Below are 15,812 nucleotides of genomic sequence, written 5' to 3'. Positions count from 1 at the left end.
AGGACTTCAAGTAACTTTAGCTTCAAGCCCTATTTTCCGGATGACGACATGGACCACGCGCTTTCCATCGGAGCCCTCGCCAAGCGCAGCGGGACCAATCCCCCCACGATCCGCTACTACGAGGAGATCGGTCTGGTGCGCCGCGCCGCGCGTCGCGACGGCGGTCACCGCACCTATGGCGACGCCGACCTGAAACGCCTGACCTTCATCCGCCGGTGCCGCGAGCTGGGCTTTCCCATCGATCAGGTGCGCAGCCTGGTCGATCTGCTCGAGAACGGCGACCGCTCGTGCCTGGACGCCCGCGATCTGGCCCGACGAAACCTTGAGGACGTCCAGACAAAGCTCTCCGAACTGAAGGCGCTGGAGGCCGATCTGGCCAAGCTTGTGAACGACTGCGACGCGGCCTGTGCCGGCGGCCCAGGCCCGGACTGCGTGATCCTGGAAGACCTCACCCAGACCCGCGCCCGCTCGTGCTGTGGGCCGAAGGCGGCCTGAACGCGCAAGAGGGTCGGCCCCCACCGTAGACGACCGGGCGTAGATCTGCGGCTTCACCTGTCGCCTGCTTTCGGGTTCGATTCTCCCCGGGGCAGACACGGGAGTTCGACATGGCCCAGGCCGACCCGCCGCTCAGGCGCACGATCAAGAAACCGCAGTTGCGCCAGATGGTGCCGCTGGCCGACAGCACGATCTGGGAGATGGAGCAGCGCGGCCAGTTTCCACGGCGCTTCCTGCTGACGCCCCGCTGCGTCGTCTGGGACCTGGCCGAGGTGGAAGCCTGGCTGGCGCTTCGGCGGGCCAAGCCGATCCGCCGGGCGCCGCCGCCCGATGTCCGCAAGCGGATCACCCGACCGGTCAGAACCGCGGATCGAAGCGAGGGCCGGCCGTTTCCGGGATAGTCAGATCCGGCGTGAACCCGCGCCCCGCCTCCCAGGCGTCCACCGCATCCGACCACTGCTGGGCCATGTGGCGCCGCTGGGCCTCGAACTCGGCCTTGTTGTAGACGCCGCGCGACGATCGCTCTTCGTGGGCGAGGCATTTCTCGATCCAGTCCGAGTTAAAGCTCATCTCGTGCAAGAGCGTGGAGGCCGTGCGCCGCAGATCGTGGACCGTGAAGGGCTCCAGGGGCAGATTGCGATTGCGCGCCAGCTCGGCGATGGCGCTGGTCACCCGGTTGAAGGTCGCCCGCGACATCGGCGCGTCGGCGTCATAGCGGGACGGCAAGATGTAGCGGGAGTTCCCGGCGCAGGTCTTCAGCGCGATCAGGATGTCGAGCATCTGGGTCGACAGATAGACGTTGTGCGGCCGCGACCGCTTCATCCGCTCTTTCGGGATCGACCAGACTGCGTTCTCGAAGTTGACCTCATCCCAGGTCCCGTCCTGCAGCTCGCTCTTCCGCACCATGCTCAGCAGGATGAATTTCAGCCCGAGGCGGATGGTCGGCAGGGTGGCCACCTCCCCCAGCAGGTTCAGCGCGATCCGGATCTCGCTCGGCGACAGGGACCGGTCCCGCGGCCGGAAGGTGGCGATCGAGGCCGGCCCAACCCCGTCCGCGGGATTGTCGATCTTCTCGCCGTGCAGGATCGCGTAAGCATAGATCTGTTTGACGATGTCCCGGACGTGGATGGCCGTCGCCGGGGCGCCGCGATCCACGATGGTCATGCAGTGCGCTCTCAGGTCGTTCGGCGTGATCTCGTTCAGAAGCCGGTTTCGCCATTCGGGCAAAACTTCCCGGTTGAAGATCGACCGTCGCATCTGACGCGTGCTGTCGGCCATCGGAGCGTGCTCCATCCATCGGGTCGCCACCTGTTCAAACCTCTGGGCCTCTCTCAGCCGACGCTTCACGCGTTGCTTGTCCAGCGCGGGCGAAACGCCGTCGGCGATCAGGCGCTTCGCTTCACGCAGCTTTTCCCGCGCCTCCCCCAAGGAGAGGCCGGTCGGACCGTAGGAACCGAAGGTCACCGTCTCGCGCCGCCCGTTGAAGCGATAGTCGTATCGGAAAGCGATGCCGCCTGTCGGTGTTACGAGGACGTACAAACCGTCCCTGTCGGTCTTTTTGTACGCTTTTGATTTCCCTCGCGTATTTCGCAATTCTGCGTCGGTAAGCATCCAATTTTCACTCCAAAAGACCGTCAGGCTTTTTCGGGGTCTTTCGGGACGTTTTTCTCAGCCCAATCCGTAGCTTGGGCCAAAAAAAAGACCGTCAGGACCCCTTCAGCCCTATGACGCTATGGAGCGGGGTCTCCGCGAGCAATGGCCGCGAGACCGTCAGAGAGACCGACACAAACGAAAGCAGCCCCTCGAAAGGTATCGAGAGGCTGCGTAATCATTTATCTTGTAAGTCAGTGATTTAGATCGGTATTTCAAAGCGTGATCGAAAGACTCCGAAAGCTCTGAATCATTCCCACTCGATGGTGCCCGGCGGCTTTGAGGTCACGTCGTAGACGACGCGGTTGACGCCGCGGACTTCGTTGATGATGCGGGTGGCGGTCTTGGCCAGGATGTCCCAGGGGAACTGATAGAAGTCGGCGGTCATGCCGTCGGTGGAGGTGACGGCGCGCAGGGCCAGGACTTTTTCGTAGGTGCGGGCGTCGCCCATGACGCCGACGGTCTTGACCGGCAGCAGGACGGCGAAGGCCTGCCAGATGTCGTCATAGAGGCCCGCCTTGCGGATTTCGTCCAGATAGATGGCGTCGGCGTCCTGGAGCGTGGCCACGGCGTCGGGGGTGAGCTCGCCGGGGATGCGGATGGCCAGGCCCGGTCCGGGGAACGGGTGGCGGCCCACGAAGGCGTCGGTCAGGCCCAGTTCGCGGCCCAGGGCGCGGACCTCGTCCTTGAACAGCTCGCGCAAGGGTTCGACCAGTTTCAGCTTCATATAGTCGGGCAGGCCGCCGACATTGTGGTGGCTCTTGATGACGTGGGCCTTGCCGCTGGACGAGGACACGCTCTCGATCACGTCGGGATAGAGTGTGCCCTGGGCTAGGAATTCGGCGCCTTCGATCTTGGCGGACTCGCGGTCGAAAATCTCGATGAAGACGCGACCGATGATCTTGCGCTTGGTCTCGGGGTCGGAAATCCCGGCCAGCTCGCCGAGGAATTCCTTCGACGCATCAACGTGGACCAGCGGGATGTTATAGTGTTCGCGGAACAGGGTCGTGACCTGGGTCGCCTCGTCCTTGCGCAACAGGCCGGTGTCGACGAAGACGCAGGTCAGTTGATCGCCGATGGCCTCATGGATCAGGACGGCGGCGACCGATGAGTCCACGCCGCCGGACAGGCCGCAGATCACCTTGGCGTCGCCGACCTGTTCGCGGATCTGGGCGATCTTCTCGTCGCGGTAGGCAGCCATGGTCCAGTCGCCCTTCAAGCCCGCGATCCCGTGGGTGAAGTTCTTCAGCATCTGATGGCCGCGCGGGGTGTGCATCACCTCCGGGTGGAACTGAACGCCATAGAAGCGGCGGGCTTCGTCGGCGATCACCGCATAGGGCGACCCGTCGGACGAGGCGACCACGTCGAAGCCTTGCGGAATGGCGACGATCTTGTCGCCGTGGCTCATCCAGACCTCTTCGTTCTCGCCGACGGGGGCCAGGTCGGCCAGCAGGGGCGAGGCCTTCTGAACCGTGATCTCGGCGCGGCCGAACTCGCGGGTGTGGCCGCCCTCGACCTTGCCGCCCAACTGTTCGCACATCGTCATCTCGCCGTAGCAGATGCCCAACACCGGCACGCCCGCCTCGAACACGCCCTGCGGCGCGCGGGGGCTGCCTTCCTCGTGGACGCTCTCAGGACCGCCCGACAGGATGATGGCCGCCGGCTTCATGGCGGCCAGGGCAGCCTCGGCCTTGTGGAACGGATGGATCTCGCAATAGACGCTGGCCTCGCGCAGGCGGCGCGCGATCAGCTGCGTCACCTGACTGCCGAAATCGACGATGAGAACCTTTTGGTGCGGCGTGGTCATGACGTGATCGAATCCGGGGAGAGTTGCGCGGGGTCTTGGCCCTGTAGGGCCGGGATTTCAAGGGCGGCGAGGCCGTCGGCCTCCAGCACGGCGACCAGCCGATCCAGCGCGACGGCCAGATTGCGATCGACGTGATGCAGGGTGGCGGTCCAGTCCTCCAGCGCCTTCAGCTCGGCCCGGCCGTCCGACACGCCGCGAAGCGCAATCAGCGGCAGGCCGAAGGTCTGGGCGGCGCGGACCAGGGCCCAGGTCTCCATGTCCACCATCTCGGCGTCGATGGCGTCATAGGCGGCGCCGGACACGACGTTCGCGCCGGTCGACAGGCGCGCGACCGGCACGCCGGGGATGGGGCATGGCAGGGGCAGGACCGCCGGCTGGTCCAGCAGCGGCGTCACCCCTTTCGGGAAGCCCAGCGGGCTGGCGTCCATGTCGCGATAGGCGACCGAGGCGGCCTGATAGACGGCGGCGTGTTCCAGAACGCGCGACCCGCACGACCCCAGCGACACGATCAGGTCCGGAAGGTCGCCCGCCGCCTCCAGCCGCGCCAGGGCGGCGCTCAGGCTCACGGCGGCCTCGACCGGACCGACGCCGGTCATCAGCGGCTGGATGCGGGCACGCAGGTGATCGCCATATTCGGCCGGGGCCGCCATGACATAGAGGACCGAGACCTCGCCATGCCGCTCCAGCCGCCCCGCCGTCACGCCGTGCGCTCGTACAGGGCGATGAAGAAGCCGTCGGTGTCGGCCGATGCGGGCGACAGACGCAGACGCGCGCCGGACGCGAGTTCGGCGAACTTCGCCCCGGCGGCCTTGGTCAAGAATCCTCTCGCCTCTCCCGCATCGCCGGAGAGGATCGGCAACGGTCGGAATTCGGGATGGGCGGCCTCGAAGGCGTCGGCGCTGGCCTCGTTCTCGCGCGCCAGCATCGAACAGGTGACATAGGCCAGACGTCCGCCCGGCTTCACCAGCTTGGCCGCCTGACCCAGGATGCGGACCTGCAGGCCGTGCAGCTTCTCGACCTCGTCCGCCGTCAGACGCCAGGCGTCCTCGGGGCGGCGACGCCAGGTGCCGGAGCCGGAACAGGGCGCATCGACCAGCACCAGATCAGCCTGTCCGTTCAAATCCTCCAGACCGCCGCCGTTCTGGCCGATCAGCACCAGATCCGCCTCCACGCCCGCGCGTTGCAGGCGGGGGCGGATGTTCTCCAGCCGCTTGTTCACGACATCGGACGCGATCACTTTCCCCTGCCCGCCCATGGCCTGCGCCAGACCCAGGGTCTTGCCGCCGCCGCCGGCGCAGTAGTCGACCACCGTCGAACCGGGTTCCGCGCCCGCCAGCCAGCAGACGACCTGGCTGCCTTCGTCCTGAATCTCGAACCGGCCGGCCTTGAAACCGTCCAGCGCCTGGATGTTGGGCGGCGGTTCGCTGGGCAGGCGCAGGCCCCATTCGGACCAGGGCGTGCGCGACGGCTCCAGACCCGCGTCGCGCAGTTCGGCCTCGACCTCTTCAACCGTGGCGACGGCGCCGTTGACGCGCAGGTCGATGGGCGCGCGCGGCGCCATCAGGGCGTGGGCTTCCTCGACCCAGCGGTCGCCGAAGACAGCCTTGAAATCCTCGACCACGAACTCGGGCAGGCCCGCCGCGACCCAGCCGGGCAGTTCGCCCTGCCCCGCCGTGATGCGGCTGCGTTCCTGTTTCGACAGCGGACGCGGGCCATAGCCGTCGCCCGAATGCAGGGCCTCGATCTCTTCCAGCGACAGGCCGTCGATGGCGTGCAGCGAGCCGATGACCAGCGCCCGCCCGTCCTCGCGCCCGCCCATAATCCATGACAGGCGCCCGCGCGCGCGCAGCACCTTATAGACGCGGTCGGCGATGGCGCGGCGGTCCTTGGACCCGGCGTAGCGATTGGCCCCGCCCCAGGCTTTCAGGACGGCTTCGGCCGGTTGGCGGCCCTGGGCGATGGCGTCCAGGACGGAGGCGGCGGCGGCGAGACGGGCGGCTGGGGTCAAGACAGGCTTTCAGACAAGAAACAGGGACGCCAGCACCATGACCAGCCCCGCAAGCGAGACCACCCAGACCAGCGACCGGACATAGGGAACGCCAAAGGCGTAGAGCGGCACATAGACGACGCGCGCCCAGAAATAGAGCGCCGTCCCCCACAGGGTCAGGGGGCCGGCGGCGCCGATCACATGGGCGATCAGCACCGCGCCGATGAACAGCGGCAGGGTCTCGAACAGATTGGCCTGGGCCCGTTCCAGACGGCCGGTCAGCGGGCGGGTCGACGTCGGCGTGACGTCGCGCGCGCCCGCATTCCATTTCGAACCGAACTCGACCGTCCGCGCCCCTGCGGGCAGGAAGACCTGGACCAGCGCCAGGATCAGCGTCAGGGCCAGATAGGTCAGTTCGGTCGTCATGGTCTTATCCCTGTCTGTAGTTCGGCGCCTCGCGCGTGATCATCACGTCGTGGACATGGCTTTCCCGCAGGCCCGCCCCGGTGATCCGCACGAAGCGGGCGCGTTCCTGGAAGTCGGGGATCGTCGCACCGCCGACATAACCCATCGAGGCGCGAAGCCCGCCGACCAGCTGGTGCAGCACCGGCGCGATCGGCCCCTTGTAGGCGGTCTGGCCTTCGATGCCCTCGGGCACCAGCTTCTCGGACGAGACTTCCTTCTGGAAATACCGATCCGCCGATCCGCGCGCCATCGCCCCGACCGAACCCATGCCGCGATAGGATTTGTAGCTGCGGCCCTGGTACAGGAAGACCTCGCCGGGGCTTTCGTCGGTGCCGGCGAACATCGAGCCCATCATGGCCACGTTCGCCCCGGCCGCGATGGCCTTGGCCAGGTCGCCCGAATATTTGATGCCGCCGTCGGCGATGACCGAGGCGCCCGTGCCCCTGGCGGCGCGCGCGGAGTCCATCACGGCCGTCAGCTGCGGCACGCCCACGCCCGCGACGATGCGGGTGGTGCAGATGCTGCCCGGACCGATGCCGACCTTGACCGCATCGGCGCCCGCGTCGATCAGGGCGCGCGTGGCGTCATAGGTGGCGACGTTGCCGGCGATGATCTGCAGCCGGTTGTTCTCGCGCTTGATGCGCTCGACCACCTGGGCCACCGAGGCGGAGTGTCCGTGGGCGGTGTCGATCACCACCACGTCGCAACCCGCGTCGGCCAGGGCCATGGCGCGCTCGAACCCGGCGTCGCCGACGGTGGAGGCCGCGCCGACCAGCAGGCGGCCCTGCTCGTCCTTGGCGGCGTTGGGGAAGGCCTGGGCCTTCTCGATGTCCTTCATTGTGATCAGGCCGACGGCCCGATAATCCTCGTCCACCACGATGACCCGCTCGATCTTGCGGGTGCGCAGCAGTTCGCGGGCCTCATCGCGGCTGGCGCCCTCGCGCACCGTGATCAGATCGCCCGTGGTCATCAGCGAGGCGGCGGTGACGTTCGGATCGCTCTCGAACCGCATGTCGCGGTGGGTCAGCATCCCGACCAGCTTGCCGGTGTCGGGATCGACGACGGGGAAGCCGGTGATCTTCCTGGCCTCGACGATCTGGCGCACCTCGCCCAGAGTGGTCTGGGGGCCGACCGTGACCGGATTGACCACCATCCCGCTTTCATAGCGTTTGACGGCGCGGACCTGTTCGGCCTGCTCCTCGATGGTCATGTTCCGATGCAGCACGCCCAGGCCGCCGGACTGGGCCATGGCGATCGCCAGGCGGCTTTCCGTCACCGTGTCCATCGCGGACGACAGCAGCGGGATGTTCAGTTTGATGTCGCGCGTCAGCTGGGTCGAGACATCGACCATCGCCGGCATGAACTCGGACGGGCCGGGTTCCAGCAAAACATCGTCGAAGGTCAGTCCTTCGCGTATCTCCATGGGGAGTCTCCGTTTTGCGGGCCGCGTATAACGGGATGCGGGGGTCGGGGGCAAGGGCTACGCCGGCTGATTTTCCGTGTTGTCAGGACCGCACCGCACAACAAGCCGCCCACGACTTCATCGTCCACACATCCCAGGATGAGGCCATCGAGAGAAAGGCGCTGACCGCGTTGCGGCGGCGGAAGACATGAGACCGTGAAGCACGGTGCATTCTTCTGTCCACCACGTCGTGACAGTTCGATTGCCGCTTGAACAACGAGGTCGTCATGACTGCGGTGCGAAAATCGAAGGCGGTTAGAGCGGCCCAAGAAGCTGCCATTCTGGCTGAACTGAAGGCCAGAAAAGATGTGGCCGATGCGACCGGAGCCGAAGCACGCAAGCGTAGCCGCTTAGCTGAAATTGAAACAAAGATCGCTTGGCCTATCGTGGTCAAAGACTTCTTTTTCAGGATGGGCTTTGCTGCGTTTCTAGCAAACGTCTTATCTTCCTTCAAAAGGTGACGCGCGTTATGGCCGCGATAGATTTTATTGCTTTGCAACCGTCGCGGCGGCTCACCATTCTGATCGCATGGTCGGCATGATCCTCAGCACCGCGCGAAAACTGGCGATGAAGATCGCCAGCTACGGGCTGATGCATCTGGTGGTGGCCATACTGACGGCCTTCGTCATCACCCGCGACTGGCGCGTCGCCCTGGCGGTCGGGGTGGTGGAGCCGATCTTCCAGACGCTGGCCTATTCCATCCACGACCGCGTGTGGCACCGCATCGAACGCCGTCGCATGGCGTCAGGGCTGGAAGAGGCGACCGAGGCCGTCGCCGCCCGCCTGGACGTCATGTCTCCGCAGGAACAGGCCCGCGTCCACGATCACGGCGACCAGAGTCACGGCCACAGCCACGCCCTGCCCCGCTCGTTCAAGCAGATCGCATTGAAGACCCTGACCTATGGCGTCATGCACTTCACCGTGGCAGTCGCCGTCGCGTACGCCCTGACGCACGACATCCGCACGGCCCTGGCCATCGGCATGATAGAGCCGCTGGTGCAGACGGTCTTCTTCACCGTGCACGACCGCATCTGGTCCAGGATCGAGGCCCGCCGGGCCCTGGTCGCCACGGCCTAAATCTTCCAGTCGATCTCGGCGCCATGCGGCTGACAGATCGCCAGGCGTTGCGTCTCGCTGCCGGGCCAGACAGTCAGATCGAGCGCCGGACGCCGGTCCACAGTGTCCGACATGGCCTCGAAACTCAGCCAGGCCAGAGGCGCGTCTTCGGTCGCCCCAGCGCCTGCGGCGGCGAGGCGCGCGCGAATGCGGGCCTGCCCCTCGGGCGGAAAATACTGATAGGCGATGGTGTGCATCACGACGCGACAGACGCCCGCCTCGGGCGCCGTCGACAAATTCGCCTCCAGCCAGTCGGCGGCGTCGGCCTGATCGATAGGCGGCGGATCGGCGGCCGCCAGATCCAGCGCCGCCTCCAGCCGCGCCAGCCGCTCGCGCTGATCCGCCCAGACCTAGGCGGCCAGTCGCGCGCGCGTCGCCGGGTCGCGCACGTCCAGCGGATTGCGATCCACTCCGGCTCTCCGCGCGATCTCGACATCGCCCCTTGGCGGCGAGGCGCCGGTCCAGGTCGGCGTCAGCCGCACGGGCGACCCGACCATCCCCGCCTCGATCTCTCCCAGACGGTAGGCATAGCGATCCAGCACGGTGTTTAGCCCGGCGCTGGCGCCCAGCTCATACAGCGCGAACGGCAGGCCGAACCGCTCGGCCAGCACAAGCAGGCCCGCCATCAGGGCGGCCGACCGGCCCACCTCATTGGTCTGCGGCGGACCGTCCAGCCAGGGCGACAGGCTGTCGGCGTGGTCGTCCAGCACCCGCGCCACGACGGCCCACGTCGCCACGTCATCCGGCGCCGGATGCGGCGGATAGATGGCCGCCAGCGCCTCGTCACGCCCTGACCGGGCCAGGGCGTGCAGCCCGCCCATCAGCCTCAGAGGCAGGGCGTCGCCCTGGTGCGAGGGGATGCCGGTCCACCCCAGCACCCGCCGTCCGATCGCGCCGTCCGCCGTCAGCCGCTCCCCGACCAATCGGCACAGCCGCCCGGTGAAGGGAGCCCCCGCCGCCGTGCAGATCACCGCCTGATCCGCGAACGCCCGTCGAACGGCGGCCTCGGTCATCGCTTGTTCAGCGCCACCAGAAAGACCTCGGCGCTGTCTTTCCGGCTGGAGGACGGCTTGACGTATTTCACCGTCTCGAACTCTTCGCGCAGACGGGTCAGAACCCCGCCCGCGTCCCCGCCCTGGAAGTTCTTGGACACGAAACTGCCGCCCGGCCGAAGGGTGCGAATGGCGAAGTCGGCGGCGATCTCGATCAATGCGATGATCTTCAGGTGGTCGGTCTGGCGATGGCCGATGGTGTTGTGCGCCATGTCCGACAGGACCAGGTCGGGCGGCCCGCCGATGGCGTCGATCAACTGCTGGTCCACGCCCGGCTCGGTGAAGTCGGCCTGGATCAGGGTTGCGCCGGGGATCGGCTCGATCATCAACAGATCCACGCCCGCCACCGCCGCCGCGCCGCGGTCCAGCGCCACCTGCACCCAGCCGCCCGGCGCGGCGCCCAGGTCGATGACCCGCGACCCGCGCTTGATCAGGCGAAACTTGTCGTCGATCTCGATCAGCTTGAAGGCCGCGCGCGAACGCCAGCCTTCCGCCCGCGCGCGCTCGGACCATTTGTCCGACAGCTGGCGCTTGATCCACTGCTGGCTCGACATCGACTTGGTGTCGGCCGTCTTCATCTTGGCGCCCATGCCGCGTCCGGCGGCGGTCCCGCCGGTGGGGGGACGCACCATGCGGCGGCGTTCGGGGGGCTTTTCGTCTTCGCTCATCGTTCCCACATAGCCGTCAGACGCGTTGCGGGCTATGTCCCGCCTCAAATCAACCCTCAAGAGGACGACCGAAATGGCCGACACCCTGACCTTCACCCTGGACACCGGCGACGGCGAAGCCCGCGACGTGGTCATCAAGCTGCGCCCCGACCTGGCCCCCGGCCATGTCGAACGCATCACCGAACTGGCCAAGGAAGGCTTCTACGACGGCGTGGTCTTCCACCGCGTGATCCCGGGCTTCATGGCCCAGGGCGGCGACCCCACCGGCACCGGCACCTCGGGTTCGACCAAGCCGAACCTGAAGCAGGAATTCTCGGCCGAGCCGCATGTGCGCGGCGTCTGCTCGATGGCCCGCACGTCCGACCCGAACAGCGCCAATTCGCAGTTCTTCATCTGCTTCGACGACGCCACCTTCCTGGACCGCCAGTACACGGTCTGGGGCCAGGTCGAGTCCGGCATGGAGCACATCGACGCCCTGCCGAAGGGCGAGCCGCCCCGCGCGCCCGGCAAGATCGTCAAGGCGACGGTCAACTAAGACAGGACAGGCCCGGACATCGCGTCCGGGCCTTTTTCGTTCGCGACGCCCTTGCCGGCGACCGACGGGGCCCCGATGTCCTCTTCGGAGGTTGGGCGATTTCGGACTATTCAGACTCCTCGGACTCTCTGGACTCCGTTTTTTCGGCGGTCGTCTGAAACGTCGCGTGATCGGCGGCTTGCTCCTTCGCCTTCGCCGGGTTAGGCGTGGCCCAACGCGCCGATATTCATCAGGCAGTGAAAAGAGGGAGACCGATGGGAAAGATCTACGCTGACGTGAAGTCCGCGCTGGAGGGCCTGACCTTCGACGGCATGACCGTCATGTCCGGCGGCTTCGGCCTTTGCGGCATCCCCGAGAACCTGATCGCCGGCCTGCGCGACACGGGCGTCAAAGGCATCACCGTCATCTCCAACAATGCGGGCGTGGACGGCTTCGGCCTGGGCCAACTGTTGGAGACGCGGCAGATCGCCAAGATGATCTCGTCCTACGTCGGCGAGAACAAGGAGTTCGAACGTCAGTATCTGGCCGGCGAACTGGAACTGGAGTTCAACCCTCAGGGCACGCTGGCCGAGCGCATCCGCGCGGGCGGCGCCGGCATCCCCGCCTTCTTCACCGCCACCGGCGTCGGCACCCTGGTCGCCGAAGGCAAGGAGGTCAGGAACTTCAACGGCCGCGACTACGTCATGGAGACCGGCCTCATCGCCGACCTGTCCATCGTCAAGGCCTGGAAGGCGGACGAGCGCGGCAATCTGGTCTTCCGCAAGACCGCCCGCAACTTCAACCCGATGATGGCCACGGCCGGCAAGGTCACGGTCGTCGAGGTCGAAGAGATCGTCCCCGTCGGTTCGCTCGATCCCGATCACATCCACACGCCGGGCGTCTATGTCGACCGCCTGATCCAGACCGTGTCCGAAAAGCGCATCGAACAGCGCACCGTCCGTCAACGTGCTGCCGGCGCCGCCGCCGGATCGGAGGTCTGATCATGCCCCGCACCCGCGAACAACTGGCCGAACGCGCCGCCCAGGAGCTTCAGGACGGCTTCTACGTCAACCTGGGCATCGGCATCCCGACCCTGGTGGCCAACTACATCCCCGACGGCATGACCGTGACCCTGCAGTCCGAGAACGGCATGCTGGGCATGGGCCCCTTCCCCTATGAGGGCGATGAGGACCCCGACCTGATCAATGCCGGCAAGCAGACGATCACCGAGATCCCGGAGTCGTCCTATTTCAGCAGCGCCGACAGCTTCGCCATGATCCGGGGGGGACACATCAACCTGTCGATCCTGGGCGCGATGGAAGTGGCCCAGAACGGCGACATCGCCAACTGGATGATCCCCGGCAAGCTGGTGAAGGGCATGGGCGGCGCCATGGACCTGGTCGCGGGCGTCAAGCGCGTGGTCGTGGTCATGGAGCACGCCAACAAGCACGGCCAGTCCAAGGTCTTGAAGGCCTGCACCCTGCCCCTGACCGGCACGGGCGTCGTCAGCCGCATCATCACCGACCTGGCCACCTTCGACGTCAAGCCGGACGGCAGCGGTCTGGAACTGATCGAACTGGCCGACGGCGTCACCCTGGACGAGGTCGCCGCCAAGACCGAGGCCGCCTATTCGGTAGCCGCCGGTCTCTGACGCCCCACCGGGTTTGATCGGGCTATCGAGGGATCAATCCAGCCGCGTCTGCACGCGACGCAGATACGGCTGGCCCTCGATCTCGCTCAGTATGGTCACGGACCGGCCTTCGCGCGGCGCGACGACGGTGCAGGTGAAGCCTTGAAACGGGCGGCCGTTTCGCCACAGCACCAGCAGGCCGGATGACGGAATCTCGGCGCGATAGGTGTCCCCGTCGGCACGATCCAGTTCATCCATACGGGCGTTGATCGCCGCCACGTCCGGATAGTCGCGCGTGGAAGCGAAATACATCATCTCGCCATTCGGACGGAACCGCATGTAGTCCTGAGGCGCGATGGCGGCCAGGTTCTCCACGCCCGGCTCGTCCGAACGCAGCACCTGGCTCTTCCACAGTCCCACCACATCGGCATAGGCGCATGGCCGCCCTTCAGACAGGGGCTTGGTCGCCACCTGCGCCTGGGCCGTCGTCGCCGCCAGGGCCATAACGGCCGATAGTCCGACGAGCTTCAGCATCCACCCGCCTCCCCTCTTGCAGATCAGTTGGCCGACTGGATCGTCCAGTCGGCGATTTGCGTATTGATGTCCCGCGTCGCCGTGTCGAAGGCGGCGACGATGGCCGAGACCCGGTTCTCGCCGGCCGGTTGGGTGACGGTGAAGACCCGCTCGACCGAGCGGCCCTGCTCGGGCCGGATGGCGCCGCCGCCCGCCTGCCGCTCGGGCGTCGAGCGCAATTGGGCGCGCGCCGTGACCACGACCTCAGGCGTAGCACCCGGCGCCGCATAACGGGCCTCGAAGGTCGTGACCGTCACCTGCAGCACCAGCGGCGGCGTACCCGGCTCGCGGCGGCCCAGAACGCGGATGCGGTCGGCGCGATTGGCGAAGGCGGCCTTCAGGCTGTCGTCGAACAGGGTGGAAGCCGGCGAAACCCAGCGCGCACCGGCGATATAGGCGGTCTCAAGCCCGGTCACGCCCAGGATGCGGTCGTCGCCTGCCGCCTGCGGAAACTCGATGCGGCGGATGGACACCGTCAGCGGGGCGGGCGTGTCGCCGACCGTCGACGGGGCGGCCATCGGCAGTCCGAAACGATAGTTCTGCACCGGATCGGGCGTGGACAGCAGCGCACATCCGCTAAGCGCGGCCGCGATCGCCAGACCGGCCGACAGATGAAGGGCGGGACGAAGGATCACGGCTGCACCTCGAGTTCTTTGGATTGGGGACGCCCGATGAAGTCGCGCGGGCTGGCGCGCACGTCGTCGATCAGCGATTGGAGGGAGCGGGTGGCGTCCTGCAACTCCTCGATCGTGCCCGTCAATTGCGGCAGGCTGGTCGTCGCGAAGTCGCCCAGAGGCCGCTCCAGCCCGGTGATCGAACGGTTGGCCGAGGCGATGGCCGTGCGGGCCTCGACCGTCGCGCGGTTGATGTTGGCGATAGCCTCGCGGCCATCGGTGTTGATGATCTGGCGCGTGTCGACGGCCAGGCCCTGGTATTCCTTGACCGCCGCATTGGCGTTGGTCACGGCCTCTTCCAACTGCTGGAAGATGGCCTTGCGGGCTTCCAGTTCGGTGGTCAGGGCCTCGACGTTCTTCACGCTGGTCGAGAAGCTGCGAATGTTGTCGTCCGACATGACGCGGTTGATGCGGTTCAGGGCGTCCACCGTCTGGGCCAGCACCGTGCCCGACCCGCTGAGCAGTTCGGCGATGGGCGACGGCTGGCTTTGCAGCACCGGCACGACGTTGTCGGGGTATTGATCCTTCAACAGGGCGCTGTTCGGCGAACCGGCGGTGATCTGGATGTAGTTGAGGCCCGTGATGCCCTGCGGCTCCAACTGGGCGCGCGACGTCACGCGGACCGGAGTGGTGGCGTCCACCCGCACCCGCGCGATGACCTGGTCTCCACGCTTGGTGTCGATGTGCAGGTCCGTCACCTCGCCGACGCGGATGCCGTTGAAATGCACCTCGCCACCCTCCGACAGGCCGTTGACCGGCCCGTAGAAGACGATGTCGTAAAGGTCGTAGTCGCTGTTGAACTGCAACCGGGCCAACCAGATGGTGAACACGGCCAGGGCCGCCAGCAGGGCGACGGTGGCGATGCCGACCGCGGCGTAATGTGCGTCTCTTTCCATGCTCGGCTCTCCTCAGGCCTTGATCCGGGCGGCCGCGCGACCGCGCGGTCCCAGGAAGTATTCCTTGATCCACGGATGATCGGAACGCTCCAGTTCCTGAACCGTGGCCTTGGCCACCATCCGTTTGTCCGCCAGCACCGCCACCTTGTCGCAGATGGCGTACAGCGTATCGAGGTCGTGGGTGATCATGAACACCGTCAGGCCCAGGTCGTCCGCCAGCTTGCGGATCAGATCGTCGAAGGCGGCGGCGCCGATAGGGTCCAGGCCCGCCGTCGGCTCGTCCAGGAAGATCAGTTCGGGATCCAGCGCCAGGGCGCGCGCCAGGCCGACCCGCTTCTTCATCCCGCCCGATAGTTCGGCGGGCTTCAGATAATGGTGCTCGGGCTTCAGCCCCACCATGGCGATCTTCAGTTCGGCCAGCTCGTAGATGGTCGATTTCGGCAGCCTGGTGTGTTCGACCAGGGGCGAGGCTACGTTCTCCAGCACGCTGAGGGCGGAGAACAGGGCCCCCTGCTGGAACAGGACGCCTGTCCGCCGCTCGATATCGGCGGCCTCGGCGTCGGTCAGATTGGCGCGGTCGTAGCCCAGCACCTTCACCGTGCCGCCCTCGGGTTGTTTCAGGCCGATGATGGTGTTCAGCAGCACGGTCTTGCCCGCGCCCGATCCCCCGACGACGCCCAGCACCTCGCCACGCAACAGGTCCAGATCGAGGTTCTCGTGGATGACCCGGTCGCCGAACTGACTGCGCAGGCCGCGCACCTCGACCATGATGTCTCGGCCGTCTTTTTCCTGCATCTTGCCGTCTCCGACCGGCGCGGTCTGG

At 66.7% G+C, this 15,812-nt stretch carries 18 protein-coding genes and 1 pseudogene; 7 read left to right on the top strand and 12 right to left on the bottom strand.

The annotated features are described in order from the left end of the window. The first annotated feature begins 48 nt into the window (after positions 1 to 48). Positions 49 to 495 (top strand): MerR family transcriptional regulator, encoded by a 447-nt coding sequence (locus tag ACWPV3_RS08760; RefSeq protein ID WP_453977613.1) that lies wholly within the window; start codon positions 49 to 51, stop codon positions 493 to 495. 110 nt (positions 496 to 605) lie between these two features. After that, positions 606 to 896 (top strand): helix-turn-helix transcriptional regulator, encoded by a 291-nt coding sequence (locus ACWPV3_RS08755; RefSeq protein ID WP_066550954.1) that lies wholly within the window; start codon positions 606 to 608, stop codon positions 894 to 896. Here ACWPV3_RS08755 and ACWPV3_RS08750 read toward each other — a convergent pair. The 6 genes from ACWPV3_RS08750 to guaB all read right to left on the bottom strand — a co-directional run bounded on the left by ACWPV3_RS08750 (position 853) and on the right by guaB (position 7,827). Beyond that, a complete protein-coding gene (locus ACWPV3_RS08750; RefSeq protein ID WP_453977612.1) occupies positions 853 to 2,106 on the bottom strand; it encodes a tyrosine-type recombinase/integrase in 1,254 nt (417 codons plus the stop codon). The genes ACWPV3_RS08755 and ACWPV3_RS08750 overlap by 44 nt on opposite strands. A gap of 289 nt (positions 2,107 to 2,395) precedes the next feature. Beyond that, positions 2,396 to 3,952, bottom strand: a complete 1,557-nt coding sequence (guaA, locus tag ACWPV3_RS08745; RefSeq protein WP_453977611.1) for a glutamine-hydrolyzing GMP synthase — start codon at positions 3,950 to 3,952, stop codon at positions 2,396 to 2,398. Further along, complete coding sequence (locus ACWPV3_RS08740; protein ID WP_453977610.1) at positions 3,949 to 4,653, bottom strand: 5'-methylthioadenosine/S-adenosylhomocysteine nucleosidase; 705 nt, start codon at positions 4,651 to 4,653, stop codon at positions 3,949 to 3,951. The genes guaA and ACWPV3_RS08740 overlap by 4 nt, the downstream gene beginning before the upstream one ends. Beyond that, entirely contained in the window at positions 4,650 to 5,960 is a 1,311-nt protein-coding gene (locus ACWPV3_RS08735) for an RsmB/NOP family class I SAM-dependent RNA methyltransferase (RefSeq protein WP_453977609.1), read from the bottom strand. Before ACWPV3_RS08735 ends, ACWPV3_RS08740 begins: the two co-directional genes overlap by 4 nt. 9 nt (positions 5,961 to 5,969) lie before the next feature. Further along, positions 5,970 to 6,365: an MAPEG family protein gene (locus ACWPV3_RS08730; RefSeq protein WP_292089401.1), complete on the bottom strand. Its 396-nt coding sequence runs from the start codon at positions 6,363 to 6,365 to the stop codon at positions 5,970 to 5,972. A gap of 4 nt (positions 6,366 to 6,369) precedes the next feature. Next, positions 6,370 to 7,827 (bottom strand): IMP dehydrogenase, encoded by a 1,458-nt coding sequence (gene guaB / locus ACWPV3_RS08725; protein WP_292089399.1) that lies wholly within the window; start codon positions 7,825 to 7,827, stop codon positions 6,370 to 6,372. 248 nt (positions 7,828 to 8,075) lie between these two features. Between guaB and ACWPV3_RS08720 the strand changes: the two genes are divergently transcribed. Together ACWPV3_RS08720 and ACWPV3_RS08715 are read left to right on the top strand one after the other, a co-directional pair. Next, on the top strand, positions 8,076 to 8,327 hold the full coding sequence (locus ACWPV3_RS08720; protein WP_453977608.1) for a hypothetical protein: 252 nt from the start codon (positions 8,076 to 8,078) through the stop codon (positions 8,325 to 8,327). A 76-nt stretch (positions 8,328 to 8,403) separates the two neighbouring features. Next, positions 8,404 to 8,943, top strand: a complete 540-nt coding sequence (locus tag ACWPV3_RS08715; RefSeq protein WP_453977607.1) for a DUF2061 domain-containing protein — start codon at positions 8,404 to 8,406, stop codon at positions 8,941 to 8,943. On the opposite strand, the pseudogene ACWPV3_RS08710 reads toward ACWPV3_RS08715, so the two are convergent. After that, positions 8,940 to 9,995, bottom strand: a pseudogene (locus tag ACWPV3_RS08710) (DUF2332 domain-containing protein). The gene ACWPV3_RS08715 and the pseudogene ACWPV3_RS08710 sit on opposite strands and share 4 nt — an antisense overlap. Beyond that, entirely contained in the window at positions 9,992 to 10,702 is a 711-nt protein-coding gene (locus tag ACWPV3_RS08705; RefSeq protein ID WP_292089397.1) for an RlmE family RNA methyltransferase, read from the bottom strand. The pseudogene ACWPV3_RS08710 and the gene ACWPV3_RS08705 overlap by 4 nt, the downstream one beginning before the upstream one ends. A gap of 73 nt (positions 10,703 to 10,775) precedes the next feature. On the opposite strand from ACWPV3_RS08705, the gene ACWPV3_RS08700 reads away from it, so the two are divergent. From ACWPV3_RS08700 to ACWPV3_RS08690, 3 genes are all read left to right on the top strand, one after another. Next, complete coding sequence (locus ACWPV3_RS08700; RefSeq protein ID WP_409411725.1) at positions 10,776 to 11,237, top strand: peptidylprolyl isomerase; 462 nt, start codon at positions 10,776 to 10,778, stop codon at positions 11,235 to 11,237. Positions 11,238 to 11,491: 254 nt separating this feature from the next. Continuing rightward, positions 11,492 to 12,217: a CoA transferase subunit A gene (locus tag ACWPV3_RS08695; protein WP_292178105.1), complete on the top strand. Its 726-nt coding sequence runs from the start codon at positions 11,492 to 11,494 to the stop codon at positions 12,215 to 12,217. A gap of 2 nt (positions 12,218 to 12,219) precedes the next feature. Beyond that, the gene (locus ACWPV3_RS08690) at positions 12,220 to 12,867 is read left to right on the top strand and encodes a 3-oxoacid CoA-transferase subunit B (RefSeq protein WP_292089392.1); all 648 of its coding nucleotides are present in this window, start codon (positions 12,220 to 12,222) and stop codon (positions 12,865 to 12,867) included. Between the two features lie 33 nt (positions 12,868 to 12,900). On the opposite strand, the gene ACWPV3_RS08685 is transcribed toward ACWPV3_RS08690, so the two are convergent. The 4 genes from ACWPV3_RS08685 to ACWPV3_RS08670 are packed head-to-tail and all read right to left on the bottom strand — an operon-like array spanning position 12,901 to position 15,784. Then, positions 12,901 to 13,380 carry a hypothetical protein gene (locus tag ACWPV3_RS08685; RefSeq protein ID WP_453977606.1) on the bottom strand — a complete coding sequence of 160 codons (480 nt, stop codon included), beginning with the start codon at positions 13,378 to 13,380 and terminating at the stop codon, positions 12,901 to 12,903. Between the two features lie 23 nt (positions 13,381 to 13,403). Next, a complete protein-coding gene (locus tag ACWPV3_RS08680; RefSeq protein ID WP_292089388.1) occupies positions 13,404 to 14,054 on the bottom strand; it encodes an ABC-type transport auxiliary lipoprotein family protein in 651 nt (216 codons plus the stop codon). Next, complete coding sequence (locus tag ACWPV3_RS08675; protein WP_292178121.1) at positions 14,051 to 14,989, bottom strand: MlaD family protein; 939 nt, start codon at positions 14,987 to 14,989, stop codon at positions 14,051 to 14,053. Before ACWPV3_RS08675 ends, ACWPV3_RS08680 begins: the two co-directional genes overlap by 4 nt. 12 nt (positions 14,990 to 15,001) lie before the next feature. Further along, positions 15,002 to 15,784 (bottom strand): ABC transporter ATP-binding protein, encoded by a 783-nt coding sequence (locus tag ACWPV3_RS08670; RefSeq protein WP_453978516.1) that lies wholly within the window; start codon positions 15,782 to 15,784, stop codon positions 15,002 to 15,004. Between the last annotated feature and the right edge of the window lie 28 nt (positions 15,785 to 15,812).

This window comes from Brevundimonas sp. Marseille-Q4549, from assembly GCF_976940555.1.
Note: the sequence above shows the minus strand (reverse complement) of the source record. Positions and strands in the feature narration are given on the sequence as shown.